This window comes from Thalassolituus sp. (assembly GCF_034111725.1).
Lineage (GTDB): Bacteria > Pseudomonadota > Gammaproteobacteria > Pseudomonadales > Oceanobacteraceae > Thalassolituus.
In genome coordinates this window covers 25224-46018 of sequence record NZ_JAWUWR010000066.1, presented here as the reverse complement: position 1 = coordinate 46018, position 20795 = coordinate 25224, and the positions used below count along the sequence as shown (strand labels likewise).

23 protein-coding genes and 2 tRNA genes are annotated in these 20795 nt (G+C 47.2%); 22 read left to right on the top strand and 3 right to left on the bottom strand.

The annotated features are described in order from the left end of the window. The coding region (locus UXZ23_RS11425) for a DMT family transporter (protein WP_320820697.1) at window positions 1-458 on the bottom strand (458 nt) is incomplete at its 3' end. A 255-nt stretch (window positions 459-713) separates the two neighbouring features. Here UXZ23_RS11425 and clpB point away from each other — a divergent pair. The 15 genes from clpB to nadA all read left to right on the top strand — a co-directional run bounded on the left by clpB (window position 714) and on the right by nadA (window position 12766). Then, the gene (clpB, locus tag UXZ23_RS11420; RefSeq protein WP_320820696.1) at window positions 714-3299 is read left to right on the top strand and encodes an ATP-dependent chaperone ClpB; all 2586 of its coding nucleotides are present in this window, start codon (window positions 714-716) and stop codon (window positions 3297-3299) included. A 103-nt stretch (window positions 3300-3402) separates the two neighbouring features. Further along, entirely contained in the window at window positions 3403-3792 is a 390-nt protein-coding gene (locus UXZ23_RS11415; protein WP_320820695.1) for a protease complex subunit PrcB family protein, read from the top strand. Between the two features lie 23 nt (window positions 3793-3815). Then, window positions 3816-4334 (top strand): crossover junction endodeoxyribonuclease RuvC, encoded by a 519-nt coding sequence (gene ruvC / locus UXZ23_RS11410; RefSeq protein ID WP_320820694.1) that lies wholly within the window; start codon window positions 3816-3818, stop codon window positions 4332-4334. 90 nt (window positions 4335-4424) lie between these two features. Continuing rightward, window positions 4425-5036, top strand: a complete 612-nt coding sequence (gene ruvA / locus UXZ23_RS11405) for a Holliday junction branch migration protein RuvA (RefSeq protein WP_320820693.1) — start codon at window positions 4425-4427, stop codon at window positions 5034-5036. After that, entirely contained in the window at window positions 5033-6076 is a 1044-nt protein-coding gene (gene ruvB, locus UXZ23_RS11400; protein ID WP_015487269.1) for a Holliday junction branch migration DNA helicase RuvB, read from the top strand. The genes ruvA and ruvB overlap by 4 nt, the downstream gene beginning before the upstream one ends. Next, on the top strand, window positions 6069-6509 hold the full coding sequence (gene ybgC / locus UXZ23_RS11395) for a tol-pal system-associated acyl-CoA thioesterase (RefSeq protein WP_015487268.1): 441 nt from the start codon (window positions 6069-6071) through the stop codon (window positions 6507-6509). The genes ruvB and ybgC overlap by 8 nt, the downstream gene beginning before the upstream one ends. Window positions 6510-6517: 8 nt before the next feature. After that, window positions 6518-7216: a protein TolQ gene (gene tolQ, locus UXZ23_RS11390; protein ID WP_320820698.1), complete on the top strand. Its 699-nt coding sequence runs from the start codon at window positions 6518-6520 to the stop codon at window positions 7214-7216. Further along, complete coding sequence (gene tolR / locus UXZ23_RS11385; RefSeq protein ID WP_075273228.1) at window positions 7216-7662, top strand: protein TolR; 447 nt, start codon at window positions 7216-7218, stop codon at window positions 7660-7662. Before tolQ ends, tolR begins: the two co-directional genes overlap by 1 nt. A 1-nt stretch (window position 7663) precedes the next feature. Continuing rightward, window positions 7664-8506: a cell envelope integrity protein TolA gene (gene tolA / locus UXZ23_RS11380; protein ID WP_320820692.1), complete on the top strand. Its 843-nt coding sequence runs from the start codon at window positions 7664-7666 to the stop codon at window positions 8504-8506. Beyond that, complete coding sequence (gene tolB, locus UXZ23_RS11375) at window positions 8500-9780, top strand: Tol-Pal system beta propeller repeat protein TolB (RefSeq protein ID WP_320820691.1); 1281 nt, start codon at window positions 8500-8502, stop codon at window positions 9778-9780. The genes tolA and tolB overlap by 7 nt, the downstream gene beginning before the upstream one ends. A gap of 33 nt (window positions 9781-9813) precedes the next feature. Further along, window positions 9814-10368: a peptidoglycan-associated lipoprotein Pal gene (gene pal, locus UXZ23_RS11370; protein WP_320820690.1), complete on the top strand. Its 555-nt coding sequence runs from the start codon at window positions 9814-9816 to the stop codon at window positions 10366-10368. Then, on the top strand, window positions 10368-11180 hold the full coding sequence (gene ybgF, locus UXZ23_RS11365) for a tol-pal system protein YbgF (protein WP_320820689.1): 813 nt from the start codon (window positions 10368-10370) through the stop codon (window positions 11178-11180). Before pal ends, ybgF begins: the two co-directional genes overlap by 1 nt. 142 nt (window positions 11181-11322) lie before the next feature. Continuing rightward, window positions 11323-11398 (top strand) — tRNA-Lys (locus UXZ23_RS11360). Between the two features lie 95 nt (window positions 11399-11493). Continuing rightward, window positions 11494-11569 (top strand) — tRNA-Lys (locus tag UXZ23_RS11355). A gap of 156 nt (window positions 11570-11725) precedes the next feature. After that, on the top strand, window positions 11726-12766 hold the full coding sequence (nadA, locus tag UXZ23_RS11350) for a quinolinate synthase NadA (protein WP_320820688.1): 1041 nt from the start codon (window positions 11726-11728) through the stop codon (window positions 12764-12766). A gap of 43 nt (window positions 12767-12809) precedes the next feature. Here the strand turns inward: nadA and UXZ23_RS11345 are convergent, their stop codons facing one another. After that, window positions 12810-14246 carry a M48 family metalloprotease gene (locus UXZ23_RS11345; protein WP_320820687.1) on the bottom strand — a complete coding sequence of 479 codons (1437 nt, stop codon included), beginning with the start codon at window positions 14244-14246 and terminating at the stop codon, window positions 12810-12812. A 146-nt stretch (window positions 14247-14392) separates the two neighbouring features. Here UXZ23_RS11345 and UXZ23_RS11340 point away from each other — a divergent pair, with 146 nt between their 5' ends. The 7 genes from UXZ23_RS11340 (at window position 14393) to UXZ23_RS11310 (ending at window position 19772) form a co-directional block, all read left to right on the top strand. Further along, the gene (locus UXZ23_RS11340; RefSeq protein ID WP_320820686.1) at window positions 14393-14635 is read left to right on the top strand and encodes a sulfurtransferase TusA family protein; all 243 of its coding nucleotides are present in this window, start codon (window positions 14393-14395) and stop codon (window positions 14633-14635) included. A gap of 2 nt (window positions 14636-14637) precedes the next feature. Continuing rightward, window positions 14638-15702, top strand: coding sequence for an AI-2E family transporter (locus UXZ23_RS11335; RefSeq protein WP_320820685.1), 1065 nt, complete (start codon window positions 14638-14640; stop codon window positions 15700-15702). Between the two features lie 93 nt (window positions 15703-15795). Further along, on the top strand, window positions 15796-16671 hold the full coding sequence (dapA, locus tag UXZ23_RS11330) for a 4-hydroxy-tetrahydrodipicolinate synthase (RefSeq protein WP_320820684.1): 876 nt from the start codon (window positions 15796-15798) through the stop codon (window positions 16669-16671). Between the two features lie 60 nt (window positions 16672-16731). Further along, window positions 16732-17352 carry an outer membrane protein assembly factor BamC gene (gene bamC / locus UXZ23_RS11325; RefSeq protein ID WP_320820683.1) on the top strand — a complete coding sequence of 207 codons (621 nt, stop codon included), beginning with the start codon at window positions 16732-16734 and terminating at the stop codon, window positions 17350-17352. Next, window positions 17349-18119, top strand: a complete 771-nt coding sequence (locus tag UXZ23_RS11320) for an MBL fold metallo-hydrolase (protein ID WP_320820682.1) — start codon at window positions 17349-17351, stop codon at window positions 18117-18119. The genes bamC and UXZ23_RS11320 overlap by 4 nt, the downstream gene beginning before the upstream one ends. A 44-nt stretch (window positions 18120-18163) precedes the next feature. Beyond that, the gene (gene purC, locus UXZ23_RS11315) at window positions 18164-18874 is read left to right on the top strand and encodes a phosphoribosylaminoimidazolesuccinocarboxamide synthase (RefSeq protein WP_320820681.1); all 711 of its coding nucleotides are present in this window, start codon (window positions 18164-18166) and stop codon (window positions 18872-18874) included. A 142-nt stretch (window positions 18875-19016) separates the two neighbouring features. Beyond that, the gene (locus UXZ23_RS11310) at window positions 19017-19772 is read left to right on the top strand and encodes a TIGR04219 family outer membrane beta-barrel protein (protein ID WP_320820680.1); all 756 of its coding nucleotides are present in this window, start codon (window positions 19017-19019) and stop codon (window positions 19770-19772) included. Between the two features lie 107 nt (window positions 19773-19879). Here the strand turns inward: UXZ23_RS11310 and UXZ23_RS11305 are convergent, their stop codons facing one another. Beyond that, window positions 19880-20707 carry a hypothetical protein gene (locus tag UXZ23_RS11305; protein WP_320820679.1) on the bottom strand — a complete coding sequence of 276 codons (828 nt, stop codon included), beginning with the start codon at window positions 20705-20707 and terminating at the stop codon, window positions 19880-19882. Window positions 20708-20795: the final 88 nt, after the last annotated feature.

Sequence of the window (20795 nt, the reverse complement as noted above, 5' to 3'; positions counted from 1 at the left end):
GCGATTAACGCAATAAATGTGAACGTGCTGTCATCCGGTCTTAGGATACAAGCCACCCCCGCGAATCCAACCGCTACTGCAAGTAAGCTATAACGCCCCGCTCGTTCACCTAACCAGAGTAAGCCGATGAGCGGCATAAAGAATGGACTCGATAACTTAACCAGAAAGGCTTCTGTTAACGGCATATGGCCTAAAGCCCAAAAGTAGCAATACATGGCGGAAACACCCACTAATCCGCGCATGAGATGCCAGTGCCACACTTGCGTATACAGAAGCTTTCGCCCTTGTTGTAGCACGAGTGGGGCGAGTACGACTAATCCGGCGGCATTGCGGAAAAATACGATCTGTTCGGTGGATAGGGTGTCCGACAGATATTTGATCATGCCGCCCATTACCGCCAGTAATGCTTCGCCCATTAATAGAAATAGGGCGCCCTGACGGAGTTGATGTTGATGCACGTCGTGTCCTTCATACTGAGAAATTTGACCTATGCTGCTCTTGTGAAATCAAGCCGAAGTCACCATATACGCTAAAGTAGCGAGCAGTTTGCGTGGTGCATTATACGTCAGTAGTCGTTCAACTTGCTCTGGATCAATACGGACAAACATTAGAAATTCTAAACTTTTATCGATGGTAACTTGAATTTTATTAAAGCGACCGCATCTTAGCGTTAACAGAATTGAATCCCGAGAATGGGGAGCAGGAGACACATTATGCGTATGGATCGTTTAACAACTAGCTTGCAAAACGCTTTAGCTGAGAGCCAAAGCTTGGCATTGGGCCAAGATCACAATCAAATCGATACTGTGCACGTACTGTTGGCATTGTTAGAGCAGCCCAGTAGTTCCGTTAAAGATGTGTTGCGGCGCTGCAGCGTCAACGTGCCAGAGCTTGAAAAAATCTTACGTGGTGTTTTAAAAGATCAGCCGCGCGTCAGTAGCCCAGACGGCAATATTCAGATCGCGCCCGAGTTGGGTCGATTGTTGAATTTGGCCGATAAAGAAGCGCAAAAGCGCGGTGATCAGTTTGTATCAAGCGAACTCTTTTTATTGGTTGCTTTGGGTGATAAGGGTGCCACAGGACGAACCTTGGCCGAGGTTAAACTAACATCGGATGCGATTGCTAAAGCCATTACCGAAATGCGAGGAGGCGAATCCGTGAATGATGCCAATGCCGAAGACAATCGTCAGGCTCTGGGCAAGTACTGTATTGATCTCACCGAGCGCGCAGAAGCCGGAAAGCTCGATCCTGTGATTGGTCGTGATGATGAAATTCGTCGCACCATTCAGGTATTGCAACGTCGTACCAAAAACAACCCAGTATTAATTGGTCAGCCGGGTGTTGGTAAAACAGCTGTCGTTGAAGGCTTAGCGCAACGTATTGTGAATGGTGAAGTGCCTGAGAACCTTAAAAATAAGCGCATTTTGTCGCTGGATATGGGGTCTTTGTTAGCGGGTGCTAAATACCGTGGCGAATTTGAAGAACGCTTAAAGTCGGTACTTAAAGATGTGCAGAAAGAAGAAGGGCGCATCATTCTCTTTATCGATGAATTACACACCATGGTCGGTGCCGGTAAAGGTGACGGCGCAATGGACGCGGGTAATATGCTGAAGCCTGCCTTAGCGCGTGGCGAATTGCATTGCGTTGGTGCAACGACATTGGATGAGTACCGCACCTTTATCGAAAAAGATGCAGCCTTAGAGCGTCGTTTCCAAAAAGTGCTGGTGGATGAACCAACCGTAGAAGATACCATTGCCATATTGCGTGGCTTAAAAGAGCGTTATGAAGTTCACCATGGTGTACAGATTACCGATAGCGCGATTATTGCCGCCGCGAAATTATCAACCCGTTATATCGCCGACCGTCAATTGCCCGATAAAGCCATTGATTTAATTGACGAAGCCGCGTCGCTGATTCGGATGGAAATCGACTCAAAACCACACGATATGGATAAGCTCGAACGTCGCTTAATTCAGCTTAAAATTGAGCGCGAAGCATTGCGCAAAGAAAAAGACGATGCGGCTAAGCAACGCTTGTCGGATCTGAATGAAGAAATTAATAAAGCAGGTCGTGCGTACGTCGAATTAGAAGACGTTTGGAAAAAAGAAAAAGCCTTGCTCGAAGGCGCTAGCAAATCAAAAGAATTGCTCGAACAAGCACGTATTGAAATGGATGCTGCGCGTCGTATCGGTGATTTACAGCGTATGTCTGAGCTGCAGTACGGCACAATTCCGGAGTTGGAAAAACAGCTTGCTACCGCGAGTGAAGCCGAGGCTTCAGGCAGCCAAGAATTTACTTTATTGCGCAACAAAGTAACAGAAGACGAAATTGCAGAAATTGTTTCTAAATGGACCGGCGTGCCAGTCAGTAAAATGCTTGAAGGTGAGCGCGAAAAATTATTGCGTATGGAGTCTGTGCTGCATGACTCGGTTGTTGGCCAAGATCAAGCCATTGCCGCGGTATCGAATGCGGTAAGGCGCTCGCGGGCAGGCTTGTCAGACCCTAATCGCCCTAACGGTTCCTTCTTGTTTTTAGGACCAACTGGCGTGGGTAAAACGGAATTATGCAAAGCGTTAGCGAATTTTATGTTCGATAGCCGCGATGCCATGATTCGTATCGATATGTCGGAGTTCATGGAAAAACACTCGGTTGCGCGTTTAATTGGTGCTCCTCCAGGTTACGTTGGCTATGAGGAAGGCGGGCATTTAACCGAAGCTGTGCGCCGTAAGCCGTATTCAGTGATTTTGTTGGATGAAGTTGAAAAAGCACATCCGGATGTATTTAACATCTTGCTGCAGGTATTGGATGACGGTCAGTTAACCGATGGGCAAGGTCGTAAAGTCGATTTTAAAAATACGGTTTTAGTAATGACCTCCAACTTAGGTTCGGATGTTATTCAAAGCATGTTTGCCAATGAATCATACGAAGCAATGCGCGATGCCGTAATGGAAATTGTGGGTACACATTTCCGCCCAGAATTTATTAATCGCATAGATGAGGCCGTGGTTTTCCATCCACTAGAAAAATCGCAAATTCGTGGTATTGCCGACATTCAGCTGCAGTTGCTGCGTGATCGCTTGAAAGACCGCGATCTCGGTTTTGAAATGTCGGATGGTGCGATCGAACGTTTGGTGGAGGTTGGTTACGACCCTATATTCGGTGCTCGACCACTCAAACGTGCGATACAGCGATCGATCGAAAACCCACTGGCTCAGGATATTCTCGCTGGTCGGTTTATGCCGGGCAGTACTATTGTCGCTGAGGTAAAAGATAGCGAGCTGGTATTCACTAGTCGTTAACATTTGTTAAGGCTTGATTTGGAGGCCAGCCCTAAGCCCGATATACTGCGGCAACTTCACAACCAATTAGTGAAGTTGCCGTTTTTATTTGGGGGAAGGCAATATGACAAGACTCATGAGTCTAGTGTCAGGGATGGTTTTTGCCGCAACGGCAGTTATGGCAGGGTGCGCGGGACAGCCTGAACATATTAATATGCCAAATAATGCGGCTATGCATTGTGTGGTAATGGAAAGCGTCGTGGTGGTGGATGGTAAGCTGACTATTGCAGCCGGAGAAAGACCAACACCCGGCTATAGTGTCGAGTTGAGTAAGCAGCAGCGTGAAGATGGGGATCTCACGGTCGAGTATTTTATTGCGACGCCACCACCGGGGCGAATGTTACCTCAGATGATGACCAGCCCTTGCCGTCGCATCGAACTACCGCACGACTGGCATAGTATTACGGTGGTTAATCGTGATACGAGTCAGCAATGGGTGTTTGAGCATCCTTAAGCACAGCGATAAAAGGCAGCCTTATGGCGATTATCCTCGGTATTGATCCGGGTTCACGTTTAACCGGATTTGGTGTGATTAATACGGTTGGACAACGGATAGAATACATTGCCAGCGGATGCATTCGTACTGGGACCGGCGATCTTGCCGACCGTTTGAAAGTCATATTTGAAAGCGTCACCCAGCTGGTCGAATTGCATTGCCCGCAGCAATTTGCCATTGAGCAGGTGTTTATGGGGAGCAATGCCTCGTCTGCTCTTAAGCTAGGGCAAGCTCGGGGTGTCGCTATTGTGGCGGCTAGTATGCAAAATTTGCCAGTACACGAATACGCACCGCGCACGATTAAGCAGGCGGTAGTGGGTACTGGTGCCGCTGACAAAGAACAAGTGCAACATATGGTTCAACGGTTGTTAAAACTTCCTGGTATTCCTCAAGCCGATGCCGCCGATGCCCTAGCCATTGCGATCTGTCATGCACATACCACTGCAAGTTTAATCAGCCAAGCTGGGCTTACCCAATTTCGTCGTGGTCGGTCGCGTTAATCGAGAGCAAAACTCAATGATGCGTTGAGTCTCAGCGTCTTTTGCTGATAGGCTAGCCGCTTTCAGTCATCCCTTCGTTGTGTCGTCATCATGATCGGTCGTTTACAAGGTTTTATCATTGAGAAGCAAGCGCCAGAGCTGCTTATTGATGTTCATGGCGTGGGCTACGAAGTCCAAGCGCCGCTATCTACTTTCGCAGTACTGGGAAAGCTAGGTGATCCTGTCATCCTTTATACCCACCTCGCGATTCGCGAAGATGCTCATCAGTTGTATGGATTTAGCGATAAGAGCCAACGCAGTCTCTTTCGTACCTTGATTAAGGTGAGTGGCGTCGGTCCAAAACTGGCTTTAGCTATTTTGTCAGGAATGGACGTCAATGCATTTGCGCGTTGTGTGCATCAAGAAGACATTTCGAGTTTGACCAAATTGCCTGGTGTTGGCAAAAAAACCGCTGAACGCTTAATTGTTGAAATGCGTGATCGTTTAATTGAATGGCAAGCGCCAGCGCCGCTATGGGCGGCGGTTGAACAGAATGAGCAAGCGGGTAAAAACCAACTACTGCAAGAAGCTGAAGGTGCTTTGGTTGCTTTAGGCTACAAGCCTCAAGATGCGAGCAAGATGCTTATGAAAGTGGCGGATACCTGCACCAGTGCTGAAGATATGATTCGCCAAGCTCTGCGCAACACCTTAGGTGGCGCATGATAGAGAACGATCGATTCATTGCCGCAACGCCATTATCAGGTGAAGAGCGCGTAGAAGAGCGTCAAGATCGCGCGATTCGTCCGCGTATGCTCGCCGACTATATCGGTCAGCCTATTGTGCGTGAACAGATGGAGATCTTCATCGGAGCCGCTCGCGCCCGTGGTGAAGCGCTCGATCACACTTTGGTTTTTGGTCCTCCTGGGCTAGGCAAAACCACCTTGGCTAATATTATTGCCGAGGAAATGGGCGTACAAATTAAATCGACTTCTGGGCCAGTGATGGAGAAAGCAGGCGACCTCGCTGCCATGCTGACCAATTTAGAGGAGGGTGATGTTTTATTTATCGACGAAATTCATCGCTTAAATCCAGCGGTTGAAGAAGTTTTATACCCGGCAATGGAAGACTACCAACTGGATATTATGGTTGGCGAAGGTCCATCGGCACGTTCGATAAAAATCGATTTGCCGGCATTTACCCTTGTGGGAGCGACAACGCGCGCGGGGTTATTAACATCTCCTCTGCGTGATCGCTTTGGCATTGTGCAGCGTTTAGAGTTTTATAACGTTGATGATTTGAGCCATATTGTTGCGCGTTCGGGGCGTTTAATGGAGCTAGAGCTCGATAACGCAGGAGCGCGTGAAATTGCTCGTCGTGCTCGTGGTACTCCGCGTATCGCCAATCGCTTGCTGCGTCGAGTGCGGGATTATGCCCAAGTAAAAGGCACGGGAATTGTTGATCAAGATATCGCCAATGCGGCGTTAAACATGCTCAATGTCGATGCTCAAGGTTTTGATCACATGGACAGACGCTTATTGCTTACCTTGATGGAAAAATACGATGGTGGTCCAGCGGGTGTAGATAGCCTTGCAGCATCCATTGGCGAAGAACGCGATACCATCGAAGATGTGCTTGAGCCGTATTTAATGCAGCAGGGATATATCACGCGCACGCCGCGTGGTCGTATCGCCACTAAGCTTGCGTATTTGCATTTTGGTCTCGATTTACCTAGCCGTTTTAACTCGGAATCGAACGATGTTTGAATGGCCGTTACGGGTATATATCGAAGACACAGATGCCGGTGGTATTGTTTATTACGCCAATTACCTCAAGTTTTTTGAGCGTGCTCGTAGCGAGTGGTTGCGTAATATCGGATTCGATCAACAAGTTTTAATGCGAGACGCTATTCGTTTCGTGGTGCGCGAAGTGAATGTGAAATATCGTCAGCCAGCTTTGCTGGATGATGAAATCATCGCGACGGTTGAAGTCGCCGCGCTGGGAAAAGCGAGTATGACATTGAACCAGCGCATTGTTCGCCGGTCGGATAACCAGAGCCAGTTATCCTCTAGTGAGCAGATGTTAGCCGAAGGTTCGGTCAGTATTGCCTGTATAGATGAAAACGGACGCCCTAGGGTAATTCCTAAGGATGTCGCCCAACAAATTTCAATGACAGTGACAACTCAGGAGTCGTCGTGAACGAATCGATGTCTATTTTTAATCTGGTGATGAACGCAAGTTTTGTCGTCCAGCTCGTTATGTTAATGCTGGTGGTTGCCTCCGTTGTCAGTTGGGTCGTAATTGTGCAGCGTACGCGTTTGTTATCTGCTAACCGTCAACAAAATCTTGAGTTTGAAGAGCGTTTTTGGTCGGGTGTTGATTTCAACGAGCTGTATCGTGATTGTCAGCAAAGTGCAGTGCCGAGTCCGATGGAAACCGTGTTTATGGTGGGCTTAAAAGAATTCGGCAAAATGCACAAGCAAAATAACAGCGATCCAGAGACCGTAATGGCGGGAGTGCAGCGCGCCATGCGTGTTGCTATTACGCGTGAAAGTGAAAACTTAGATAACAATCTTTCCTTCTTGGCGACGGTTGGTTCAACCAGTCCGTATGTTGGTTTGTTTGGTACAGTGTGGGGGATTATGCATTCGTTCCAAGGGTTAGCCAGTGTTAAGCAAGCGACGATTGCTACGGTTGCGCCAGGTATTTCAGAAGCCTTGGTTGCAACCGCCATGGGTCTTCTTGCTGCTATTCCAGCCGTTATTTTTTACAACCGTTTTGTATCTCAGGTCGACAAAATGGTGAGCAATTTGCACATCTTCGGCGATGAGTTTTCTTCATTGTTATTCCATCGCTTGCATAAGATTCAACAATCAGCACGCGCAGGAGCAGCGGAGAAGTCGTAATGGAAACTATGCAGCCTGCACAAAAACGCCGCCCAATGGCGGAGATTAATGTTGTTCCTTATATCGATGTCATGTTGGTGTTGCTCATTATTTTTATGGTGACGGCGCCGATGCTGGTGCAAAGCGTCCCCGTTGATTTGCCGGACGTAGACTCTACGCCAACAGAAATTGACCCAGACGACAGCACCATTATTATTTCGGTTAATGAACGTGGTTTGTATTTTATTGAGCGCGATGAGGCAACGCCCAAAGCGATGACATTGGCTGATGTAACAAGCTATGCCGACAAAGTTCATAAAGCGACGCCCGCGACTCGCGTATTAATACGTGGCGATGAAAAAGTACCCTATGGACGCGTAGTGTCGCTGATGGGGGGACTGCAAGCTGCAGGTATTAATAACGTTGGTTTAATTACTGAAGCGCCAGATCCACAGGCGCGACCATAGTATGAGCTGGAAAAGCCCGAACAGCTATCATCTGCCCGTTGTTGCAGCCGTATTGATTCATGCTTTTGCAGCATTCTTGCTGGTGGCTGAGTGGCGACGCAGCGAGCCTCATGTGCCAGAGCCTGTTCCTCAGCATCTTATTGCCAATGTCGTGCAGACGGAAAATCAGGCGGTAAAGCAGCGTGAGAAAGAACAGCAGAAGAAAATGGATGACAAGGCTAAGCGTGAAAAATTAGCCCGAGAGAAAGCTGCAAAAGAAAAGGCGGCCAAAGCGGCCCAGGAAAAGGCTGCCAAGGAAACAGCGCAGAAGGAAAAAGCTAGCAAAGAGAAGGCTGATAAAGCAGCGAAAGAAAAAGCGAATAAAGAAAAGCTAGCGAAGGAAAAAGCAGCAAAAGAAAAATCTGCGAAAGAGCAAGCGCAGCGTGAAAAGGCCGCTCAAGCGGCAGCCGAGCAGGCTTTACTAGAGCAAATGGCGCTAGAAGAAGCCTCTGCTGAAATGGCTCGGCAAGAAGCGGCTGCTAAAAAGGTCGCTGATATCGAAAGGTCGAAGCAAATTGCTGCCGATAGCCAAACTCAGATTCGCTTAAAAATCGAATCTGTTTGGCAGTACCCGCCAGCCGTGCAGCCCGATCAAGAAGTGATTATGAAACTGGTTTTAGTACCAACCGGGCAGGTGATACAAGCCCAAGTGGTTAAAACCAGTGGCAATGCCGCGCTGGATCGCTCGGTGGAGCAGGCGATATACAAAGCGTCGCCGCTGCCAGTGCCGCAGGATATTCGAGTTTTTGAACAGAATTTCCGTACATTTACAATGAAATTTAGACCGGAGAATGCGTCGTGGTAAAGCGTTATAGTTGGTTGTTGTTTTTGTTTGTGATCAGTACTGCACGAGCTGAGTTGGTTATTGAAGTAACCCAAGGTAAGCAAAGCGCGATTCCGATTGCTGTTGTGCCATTTGAATGGGCTGGCGCTATTGCGTTGCCAGAAAATATTAGCCAGATCGTTACCAATGATTTGGCAAGTTCTGGTTATTTTAAAACACTGTCTAGCGCTTACATGATTAGTCAGCCGACGGAAGTCGCCGATGTTATCTATGCTGACTGGTCGCGGCTGAAGCAGGATTTTGTCGTCATTGGGCGCGTTACCGCTGCTGAAGGTGGGTATGCCATTGAATTTCATGTACTCGATGTTCATCAAAAGATTGAATTACTACGCCACCGTGTAAAGGCCACCGCAGGTCAGCTGCGTGATTTAGGCCATTATATTAGTGATTATATCTTTAAGCGCTTAACGGGTATTCCTGGTGTTTTCTCAACTAAGTTGGTCTATGTCACGACCAACCGCGAGCGTACCGCGTTTAATTTGAATTTCGCTGACGCCGATGGCGCCCGCGAGCAACTTATTTTTAAATCTAAGCAACCGATTATTTCTCCTGCGTGGGCGCCTGATGGTAAAAAAGTGGCTTATGTCTCTTTCGAAAATGGTCGCAGTGAAATCTACTTTCAAGAGCTAGCAACGGGTAAACGAGAGAAGGTAGTAGCCTTCAGTGGGTCGAATAGCGCGCCATCATTTTCCCCTGATGGAACTAAATTAGCCTTCGTTCAGTCGAAGCTTGGTAATCCAGATATTTACGTCATGGATTTGAACACCCGTAAGGCAACTCGTATGACGAGCCATTATGGTATTGATACTGAGCCACAATGGTTAGCCGATGGACGCCATATTGTATTTACGTCCAGCCGAGCAGGTGGTCCACAGATTTACAAACTGGACACTAAAGACCAGTCGGTTGAGCGGATTACCTTCAAAGGCAGTTACAATGCTCGTGCACGAGTGACCGCGGACGGTCGTAAAATGGTATTTGTGCATGGTAATGGCGATTCATTTCATATCGCATCTCAAGATTTAGAAACGGGAACGGTAAGAATATTAACGACAGATACAAATTTGGATGAATCACCTAGTGTTGCACCTAACGGAAGTATGGTAATTTATGCCGCAAGTGAATCAGACCGCAGTATTCTGGCCGCTGTATCCGTGGATGGTGAAGTGAAATTTCGTCTTCCTTCAAAGTATGGCGACGTTCGGGAACCAGCGTGGTCACCCATTTTAAAATAATCTCCTCTTAACTACTCGATTAGGAAATCTGTCATGCAAACAACAGCACTATATAAAGCTTTGGGTTTGGCCTTTGGCGCTCTTTTGGTTACTGCTTGCGCAAGCAAAGGTGACATGGAAGAAGGCGCGGGTTCTTCAATGACTGCGACTGAACAACAAGCGAACGAAGCGGCTGATGACGCAGCAACTCGTGGTGTTGAAACTGCCTCTCTTAGCGGCGAAGCTTTGCAAGCAGAAGCAAACGCCAAACTAATGGAAGTAACTGTTTTTTACTTCGATTTTGATCAAACTACGATCAAGAGCGACAGCAAAGCAGCATTATCTGCACACGCAGCGTATTTAGCGGCTAATAAATCAGCTCGCGTTGTATTAGAAGGTCATGCTGATGAGCGCGGCACTGTTGAATACAACCTAGCTCTTGGCGAGCGTCGTGCAATGGCTGTTCGTCGTTACTTGTTGGCTAACGGCGCTGCAGCTGGTCAATTAGAAGTTGTTAGCTTTGGTGAAGAGCGCCCAGCAATGATGGGTCATGACGACAAGAGCTGGTCTAAAAACCGTCGCGTTGAAGTGAAATACCAGAGCCGTTAATGAATAAAACAGTCCTCACACTGGCGCTGGTCGCTTTTGCGGCCGCCGCAAGCGCTGATGACGACTGGGTTTCGGTTGGTGCTACCCGTGTGGTAGCACCCGCTAGTTCGAGCCCCGTCGATACAACTCAAAGAAATTTTTCTCCTTCCATCCCCCAGTCCGTTGCCACTCCGGCAGCAGATAATACTCTTGTTTCGGAACTGCTGACTCAGATAGAGCAAATGCAGGAAGAGATAGCGATGTTGCGTGGTCGAGTGGAAGAGCAAGACAATCAAATTCAAACCATTCAGCAAGAGCAGCAAGATCGTTATTTAGATCTTGATCGTCGTATTGCTGCGCTGATGGTTGCAGACCCCGTTATTGATGATGTGCCTAAAGCCACCACTTCTGGGTCGAATATCGTACCCCCAACGACAAGTGTTACGCCTAGTGATGCGTACAAGGCTGCGATGACACTGGTACGCGAAAAGAAATTCTCGGAGGCGGGTGCCGCGTTCGATGCTTTCGTCAGCCAGTATCCCAGCGATCCATTAGTGCCAAACGCTCGATATTGGTCGGGTGAGGTGAATCTGGTGGGTGGCCAACTTGATCGCGCGGCAGAGCGTTTTCGCACTGTGATCAGTGATTTCCCTGATAGCGCTAAGGCGGCTGATGCAGCTTATAAGCTCGGTGTTACTATGCATCGTAAGGGTAACGATGAGCAGGCCCGCATTTGGCTGCAGCAAGTGATTGATCGCTACACCGGACGTGCAGATGGCACAGTGTCGTTAGCCAAGTCTTATTTAGGAAAAATTGGCCAAAAAACGCCATAATTCCTCAAATTTTTGGGCGATTTACTCGTTAATCGCGCACCTCAATTCCCCGTAATTCCTTGCCTAAGTCCCTGATAGTGAAACTTATTTTAAAAAAAGTCTTGCGGCTTTCTAAAAATTAAGTATTATATGCGCCTCTTCCGGGTCGTTAGCTCAGTTGGTAGAGCAGTTGGCTTTTAACCAATTGGTCGCTGGTTCGAATCCAGCACGACCCACCACTATTATCCTCTGTGTATAATTAGGGAAACGGAAGATCTAAGTTGCTGAATTTGTTGATCTTTTAATTTATTTTGTTAAGATGCACAGCAGCTAAGGGTCGTTAGCTCAGTTGGTAGAGCAGTTGGCTTTTAACCAATTGGTCGCTGGTTCGAATCCAGCACGACCCACCACTTATTTTTAAAGGGGAGAAAGTTTACTTTCTCCCCTTTTTTTTATTTGCACACCCCTGGCTTTTATTTGTTTAAAACAGTCTTGTGATAAAATGCGACGGCCTTTCTCAGCGTCATGTTTTGCTGAGATGTTGAGTTTAATGATGCGAGAGCACTATGTCTGTTGTTACTAATGAGCAATTGATTGTCCGCGATTTCTGGGCAAAACCTTCCGGTGATATGGACCCAGCGTATCGTGACGCCTTGATTCAAGAAATCCGTGAATTGTTAGTAAAAGAAGATGCCGTTATCGTCGCTCATTACTATACGGATCCTGAAATTCAAGCCTTGGCAGAAGCAACTGGTGGTTGTGTCTCAGATTCTCTCGAAATGGCGCGCTTCGGCGCTCATCATCCCGCTAGTACCTTATTGGTGGCTGGTGTGCGTTTTATGGGTGAGACTGCGAAAATTCTGAGCCCAGAGAAGCGCGTATTAATGCCAACTCTAGAAGCTACTTGTTCTCTTGATATTGGCTGTCCTGTTGAGGATTTCTCTGCTTTTTGCGATCAGCACCCCGATCGCACAGTCGTAGTGTATGCCAACACATCGGCAGCAGTGAAAGCTCGTGCCGACTGGGTGGTGACTTCTAGTATTGCATTGGACGTTGTTAATCATTTGAAAGATCAAGGCGAGAAATTAATTTGGGCGCCTGATAAGCACTTGGGTGATTATGTTGCCCGTGAAACCGGTGCCGATATGCTGCTTTGGGATAGTGCTTGTATCGTACATGACGAATTCAAAGCAAAAGCATTGGAAGATCTAAAGCGCGTTCATGCGAATGCGGCTGTTTTAGTTCACCCTGAGTCTCCCAAGGCAGTAGTGCAAATGGCCGATGTTGTCGGTTCAACCAGCCAGTTGATTGCCGCTGCTAAGAATTTGCCAAATGACACTTTGATCGTTGCGACTGATAAAGCCATTTTTTATAAAATGCAGCAGGCGGCTCCGGATAAATTGTTAATCGAAGCGCCAACAGCAGGCAATGGAGCAACATGTCGCAGTTGTGCTCACTGCCCTTGGATGGCGATGAACGGTTTAGAAAATATTCGCGATGTATTAAAAAATCACGACCAAGAAATTATTATTGAAGAGTCCTTGCGCCAACAGGCGGTGGTGAGCTTGCAGCGTATGTTGCAGTTTCATCCAGTGCCTGTGGTCTAATCGCTTTTTCTTTTTGTTGAGAGCTCCTGCATCACCCATGCAATTATTGCAGTGATTTAGGGCTTTCAGTCATCGCTTTTAAGCGTTCTTTGAGCGCTGCCTCCTGATAAAAATCATGACGTTTACGTGCTTCTAACAGTGCCACATTCATCTGCTTTAATGCGTTGCTGCGCTGTCCGCTAAAATACAAATATTCGGCTAAGGCTCGATGCGCAACAATAGGTTGATTGGCCTTGTAGGCAACGGTGCTGAGTTGCTGCCAAGCACTTGGCTCGGTTGGGTAGAGTTCGGTTTGTTTGCGTAGTAATTGACTGGCTTCCGTCGCGCGTCCGGCATCGACCAGTAACGGTGCGTAAGGTTTGACGAGAATGCGATCATTGGGATTAAGGCGTAAGGCATTGCTTAATACTTTGATGGCTTGATCATTCTTGCCGCTGAGTGCGAGCAGGCGTGCTTCTAGCGCTATGGTTGCACTATGTTGGCGCCAAGGGGCTTCTATTTGTTCAATCTGAACTAGGCCTTTGTCGGCGTCACGATTGTTGAGGTAGATATTGCCGAGGCTGTAATGTAAAGCCGCGTTTTTAACGCCGGTTGTTCTATCTAGCTCTTGCATAAATTGTTCTTCTGCCTTGCTGTCTTTTAGCTGATAGCGGCGGCGCGCATCATTGCGTAACACGCTAAATTCGAAGCTGGCTAAGCGTGGTCTAATAGGATATTGCTCAGCACGGTTGGCGGCATCGGAAACGCGGCTAGAAGTAATTGGGTGAGTCAGTAAAAACTCGGGTGGCGCTTCGCGGTAGCGGTTGGCGTTAAGCATAGCTTCGAACATACTTGGCATCGCTTGTGGATCTAAATCAGCTCCGGCTAATGTCAGCATGCCTAAACGATCGGCCTCGCGCTCAAAATCACGACTATATGCCAGTTGATTCTGTATGCTAGCGGCTTGGCTTGTAACCAATCCTGCAAAGCCTGCATCGGGGTTATTGGTAGCGATTAATAAAATACTCGCCAGTAGAGTCGCCAGAGCAATGGGGTCGCGACGTTCTGCATTTTCGATTTGGCGCGCGAAATGGCGTTGGCTTAAATGAGCAAGCTCGTGTGCGAGCACCGCGGCTAATTCGTCGGTGTCGTTGGCGTACAGAAAAATACCGTCATTGATGCCGACGATGCCACCAGGCACGGCGAAAGCGTTTAATTCGGGGCTATCGACAACTATGAATTCTAAATCCATTTCTCGTAGTGCACTGTGCGGTACTAAGCGATATATGAGATCTTCGAAGTAGGTGAGCACTAAGGGATCGTCTAAACTGGCGGCTTGGGAGCGAAGCTGCCTTAACCATAAGCGGCCAAGATCATGTTCTTGCTGCATGGAGACGTAGCCAGAGGCTCGGTCGCCTAGCGCGGGGAGTTCGCTGTCGGCAACACTGATGGAGGAACCCACTAGCAAACCTGCGATCAGACTGATCGTTCGAACATTCAAGAAGTCGTTCCTAAAAATGATACGTTGTTTAGACACAAACCTTAGTAAGAGTTCGCATAGAATATCGCGTTCGGACGGTAACGTGCATAGCGCTCTGGCGGCACTTCCGTATAATGCACAGCCCAGTTTGGCAAAAGGTAGTAAAGGTGTCTAATTCTATTGCGTCTACTGCTCAATTGGATGCTAGCGAGTTGATGTGTCCTATGCCGCTGTTAAAAACAAAGGTGGCTCTGCGTGATCTTGCTTTGGGTGAGGTGCTTCATGTCATTGCTACCGATTCTGGTAGTTGGCGTGATATTCCACGATTTTTGCAGTTGAGTGCGCACGAACTATTGGCTGCAACCGATGTTGATGGCCGTTATGAATTTTGGATTAAGAAGGGAGCTTAACTATGTTGAAGGTCGTTCGCGGCTGGATTGACCGCTATTTTTCGGATGAAGAAGCCTTGTTGTTGCTTTTCATCATCGGCGGTTTACTGCTCCTAATTATGGCCTTGGGTTCTGTGCTGGCGCCGTTTTTAACGGCAGTGGTAGTGGCTTATCTTCTTCAGGGCGCGATGAATTTATTTAAAAGGCTCGGATTAGGGCATTTATCGGCCACGGTGGTAGTGTTCCTGTTATTTTTATCAATTTTGCTGACGCTGTTGCTGATTATTTTGCCTGCCACTTGGAAACAAACCACAGAGTTCTTTTATGAACTACCGCGTATGGCAACGAAAGGGCAGGAGTTGCTTATGTTGTTGCCGGAGAAATATCCAGACTTAGTAACGGTGGAGCAAGTTAAGATTTGGACTCAGCAAATTCGTGATGAGCTAGCTTCGATTGGACAATTGGCACTGACCTTTTCGCTAACAGGCATTACTGGCGTTATGGGGCTGCTCATATATTGCGTTCTGGTCCCCATTTTAGTTTTCTTCCTGTTGAAAGATTCCACCAAAATCGTGCAGTGGTGCACTGCATTTTTGCCAACTAAGCGCAATTTATTGAATAACGTTTGGGCTGAAATGGATGTGCAGATTGCCAATTACATCCGTGGTAAAGCGGTTGAGATCATTATCGTCGGTGGTGTGAGTTACGTCGCGTTTGTCATTATGGGAATCAATTATGCTGCACTCTTGGCGATTGGCGTCGGCTTATCGGTATTGATCCCATACATTGGTGCGGCAGTCATCACCGTTCCCATTGCGCTTGTTGGCTATGTGCAGTGGGGTTGGACCAATGATTTTATTTATCTGTTAACCGTATATGCCATCATCCAAGGTTTGGATGGTAACGTGCTAGTGCCTTTGTTATTTTCAGAGGTAGTCAATTTGCATCCAGTGGCCATTATTGTTGCTGTTCTCGTTTTTGGCGGTCTTTGGGGCTTTTGGGGCGTCTTTTTTGCCATACCATTGGCGACTTTATTCAAAGCAGTGATACGAGCTTGGCCTGCAGGCACAACGAACGCGCCAGTATAGAGTAACTGACTTGTCACATAATGGTTGCGCCAGTAGTATTGCGCCTCTGAATTTTTCGCTCTTCGCGACCCTTTTTATTGGGAGTAGTGTTTCATGATTACCGGCAGTATTGTTGCGTTGGTTACCCCTATGCATGCCGACGGCCAAGTAGACTGGCAAAGTCTCGATCGCCTAGTTGATTTCCATATAAACGAAGGTACAGACTCTATCGTTGCTATGGGAACTACCGGCGAGTCGGCCACTCTGACAACAGAAGAACACATCAGTGTTATTGAGGCCGTGGTCAAAAAGGCTGCGGGTCGTCGTCCTATTATTGCAGGTACTGGGGCGAACAATACCGCTGAAGCGATTGAGTTAACCCAAGAAGCAAAACGCGTCGGTGCGGATGCTTGCTTGTTGGTGACGCCTTATTACAACAAACCGCCGCAGCGTGGTCTGATTAAACACCATGAGGCCATTGCGGCTGCAGTTGATATTCCACAAATTTTGTACAACGTACCTGGCCGCACAGCGATTGATATGCTGCCAGAAACCATTGCCGCGTTAGCGGATGTTGAGCAAATTATCGGAGTTAAAGAAGCGACTGGTGATTTAGACCGTGCGCGTAAGCTGATTGATCTGGTTGGTGACCGCTTGGCGGTATACTCAGGCGATGACGAAACAGCCTACGAACTGATTTTATTGGGTGGTAAGGGGAATATCTCTGTTACTGCCAACGTTGCGCCGCGACTAATGCATCAACTTTGTATGCTGGCATTGGACGGCAAAGCCGATGAAGCGAAAGCACTTAATGATTCATTGATGTCTTTGCATAACGCTATGTTTGTTGAAGCGAATCCAATTCCAGTGAAGTGGGCTCTAGCGCGCATGGGATTGATGCAAAATGGCATTCGTTTGCCTCTGGTTGAATTGGATGAACGTTTTTATCCAAAAGTGGAGCTGGCTCTGTCGGCTCTCAAACTGATTTAACGGAATACTATGCGAACTCTTTTCCTGCTTGTGCTGGCATCTCTAAGTGGATGCAGCTGGATGTTTGGTGACACTTTCCGTGACCGAACCAACGATTACCTGAAGGCAGAGGAAGCGCCTAGCACTCAGTTACCTGCGGAGATGGCTCCTTTGGTGGAAGATCGTTTTGCTATTCCTGATGCTCCGCAATCCGAGAAGTTAGCGAGCAGCGAAGAACCAAAAAAGTTTAAGGTGCCAAAACCGGATCCAATGCCTGATGAAGCAGCGATGGATGATGAGTCTGCGACGTTAAGTCAGTACCGTGATGACAGTTTGAATCCGCGTCTTGAGCGAGACGGTGCTGGCAGCCAGATTTTGCGTCTAGACAGCGGCTTTGCTAACGCATGGTCGAAAGTTGCGGATGCGTTAACTGAAACCTCCTTTAAGCTATCGGATCTTAACCGCAGTGTGGGTACGTATTATCTTGAACTGCCAGCACCTGTTGCGGAAGATGCCGAGAAGAAGAGCTGGTGGGGACGTTTGTGGAGTAGCGACGAGCCAGAGTTTGTGACTTACCAACTGAAGATGAATCGTGCCCGTTTGGGTGTGTATTTATCCCTCTTGTTGGATACCGAAACTTTGGCAGATGATGCTCTGACCAAAGAAGTGCTGACTGAGATTAAAATCCAGCTAACAAAGTGAAATACGCGTCGTTAGGGAGTGGCAGCAAAGGAAACGCCACGATAGTTCAGCAGGGTGATGTGTGCGTACTGGTCGACTGTGGCTTTTCTAAGCGCTCACTAATGCAGCGCTTATTAGAGGCTGATGTCGATCCAGCGCAGTTGCGCGCCTTATTTGTTACTCATGAACACGGTGACCACGCACGCGGGGTTGTTGCTGTTTGTGACCATCTCGATATTCCTTTTTATGCATCCTTTGGTACTGCCCGTAAAATGGATTGGGTTGGCCATGAGCGTTGGCGTTGCATTCGAGCCGACGAAGCTGTTCGTATTGGTAACCTCGAAATTATCCCTGTTGTTGTTCCTCATGACGCTCAAGAGCCACTACAATTCGTTTTACAGAATGCAGATGGACGCAGGCTTGGTATACTATCGGACCTTGGCTCCCTGACACCGCATTTGGTGGAGGTTTATCAGGGCTGTCATGGCTTACAAGTTGAAGCAAATCACGATTCTCTGCTATTGCAAACAGGGCCATATCCCCCGAGTTTGCGTGCTCGTGTTGCCGGTGCATTTGGTCATCTTAGTAATGAGCAATGTGCAGAATTTATACGACGGGTAAACTGGCCCGGCTTACGCCACATAACGGCAGGGCATATCAGTGAAAAGAACAATGACCGATATTTGGTAAGCCAAGTATTGGCAGAGGCAATCGGTTGTGAGCCGCACGAAGTGACACTGCTCGAACAAGATATGATATCCCCGTGGTATCACCTCAATGACCAGTAATTATTGACCAGTAACGAATTTTGAAATCATTTCCGGAGAACCCCATGGAAAAGCGCGAATTACTCTACTCAGGTAAAGCAAAATCTGTGTACACCACAGATGATGCGGACTACATGGTATTGGAGTTTCGTAATGACACCTCTGCCTTCGACGGTAAGAAAATCGAACAGCTTGATCGCAAAGGCATGGTGAACAATAAGTTCAACGCCTTCATTATGACCAAGTTGGCAGAAGCGGGTATTCCAACTCACTTTGAAAAGCTATTGTCCGACACCGATTCACTCGTGAAGCGCTTGGATATGATTCCTCTAGAGTGTGTTGTCCGCAACGTCGCTGCCGGAAGCTTAGTGCGTCGTTTAGGTGTTGAAGAGGGTGTTGATTTAGTGCCGCCAACATTTGAATTATTCTTAAAAAATGATGCGCTGGGTGACCCTATGGTTAACGAATACCACGCGCGTTCATTTGGTTGGGCGGAAGAAGAAGAGCTCGATAAAATGAAAGAGCTGACCTTTAAAGTGAACCAAGTGTTAAAAGCTTTGTTTCTTGATGGTGGTATGTTGTTGGTCGACTACAAGCTTGAGTTTGGATTGTTCAAAGGTGAAGTAGTGTTAGGTGATGAGTTCTCTCCAGACGGTTGTCGTTTGTGGGATAAAGAAACTCGCGAAAAACTCGACAAAGATCGCTTCCGCCAAGGTTTGGGCAATGTGATTGAATCGTATGAAGAAGTTGGTCGCCGTATCGGTGTTCAATTCTGATCGAACGTTTAATAAAATCTTAATCATTTGTGGGCAATATAAGGCCCGCAAATGATTGGCAAAGTTTCCAGTTGTGTGCAAACTAAGGCAACTGGTTTAGACCGGTTCCGTAGGAACAGATCACAACAATAGGAATATTCTGATGAAAAAGACGGCCATTGCAGCCTTTATCGTTGCGCTAGCACCCGTTGCATCCCACGCAGATTTATTGTTCACCGTTGGTGCGAAAGCCAGCGTATGGAACGCCGAACCAACAGGCCAAATTGACGATGGTATCTCCGTCGACAGCAGTAATAACGGTTTAGGGCTAGATTCAGAAAACGGTACTCAGTTATCGGTATTTTTTGAACACCCAATCCCTATGCTACCGAATATCAAGTTGAAGCAAACCAGCTTAGATCTTTCTGGTAACGGAATTCTTGCTACTAGTTTTAATGGTCAAGTGTATGCTGGCAATGTAGAAAGCGATCTAGATCTATCTCACACTGACGTAACTCTGTACTGGGGTTTACCTTTACCTCTGCCATATATCGACATTAATTTTGGTGTGACTGGCCGTATGTTTGATGGCTATGCAGAAGTCAGAAATACCACGGCAGGCACTGAGCGTGTTGATGTAGATGCCACCATTCCTATGGTTTACGGCGAAGTAAAAGTGGATACGCCTTTCGGTATTTATGCTCAAGTTGATGTGAATTATATTGGCTACAGCGGTAATACTCTGTCAGATATTTCTTATGGTTTAGGTTACGACCTTCCAGTGCCAATTGCGGATATCGGCCTAGAAGCCGGCTACCGCTCTTTAAGCATGAAAACAGATGAAGATTTAACTGACATCGCAACGGATGTTGATGTGTCTGGTCTTTATTATGGTGCTTCGGTTTCAATCGGTTTTTAAGATTTGAAGCGAGCTAAAAAAACCGACGTTAACGTCGGTTTTTTTATGCCCATAATTTTTCAGTAAAATCTTTGGAATATTAAATAGTTAATAATGAACTTGATTTATTAAAGTGCATCTCGGACAAATTCGGCCAGAATGTTATCAGTATCACGATTGCCAATAACAATGCTGATCACATCGGCTCGTACTCCATGGATTGCATGCTTGCGATAATTGGAGTCTAAATAACAACGATCAAGAGGGCAAAAGCGGAAACCTATTTGCATCGAGAGTGAACGGCTGCTGGTTTGTGGATAAGCAACTTCTGGTGGAACATGCCAGCTGATGTCATCAAATAAGCCTGGCTCCCAGCGCCAGCTATTTTGCAAAGTAACCAATGATTCGTAATCTTTAAAGTTAAGAACAGCAGCGACCCAGCGTTGCCCGTCTTCGCGCTCAACCAGCTGAGCCATTTTATTTTCTTCTTTTTGATCTTTCAAAGTAAATTCAAGTACCGACTTAGCTTTTTGCCCAGGCTGATATAGCGCGTTTTCGTCGGGAAATATCGGGCTATACACTTTGCTGCTAGGCAAGTTTCGCATACCAACAATGGTGAAACTTTGTTTGTCTTCGCCATAATTGTAGCGAGCTGCTTGAAGTTCAAATTCAACGAAGTAAGTTTTGCCTGCGGTTAGTTGGGCACCGCGATTCTCAAACAATGATGTGATGTCGATACTGGTTAAATTACGATCATTTTCCCATGCGTTGTGGGCGTCGTTAAGGCGAGTTTGAATACGAGTGTCGCGTTCGGCTGCAAGTTTTTGTGTCTCTCGAGCTGCTTCTTCAGCTCGTTGTGCCTCTAGCATTTGTAGGCGGCGGAGCTCGGCTGTTGATTGCCCACTGCAGCCAGCAATAAATACAAGTATTAGAGATAGGGAAATACTACGTAGCATGGTGTGTCCTTAATATTTTCTTTTGCTGAGATTATACCTGTTCTTAACGGTTGTGGGTTTTAAAGACGAAGATCTTTATAAGATATCT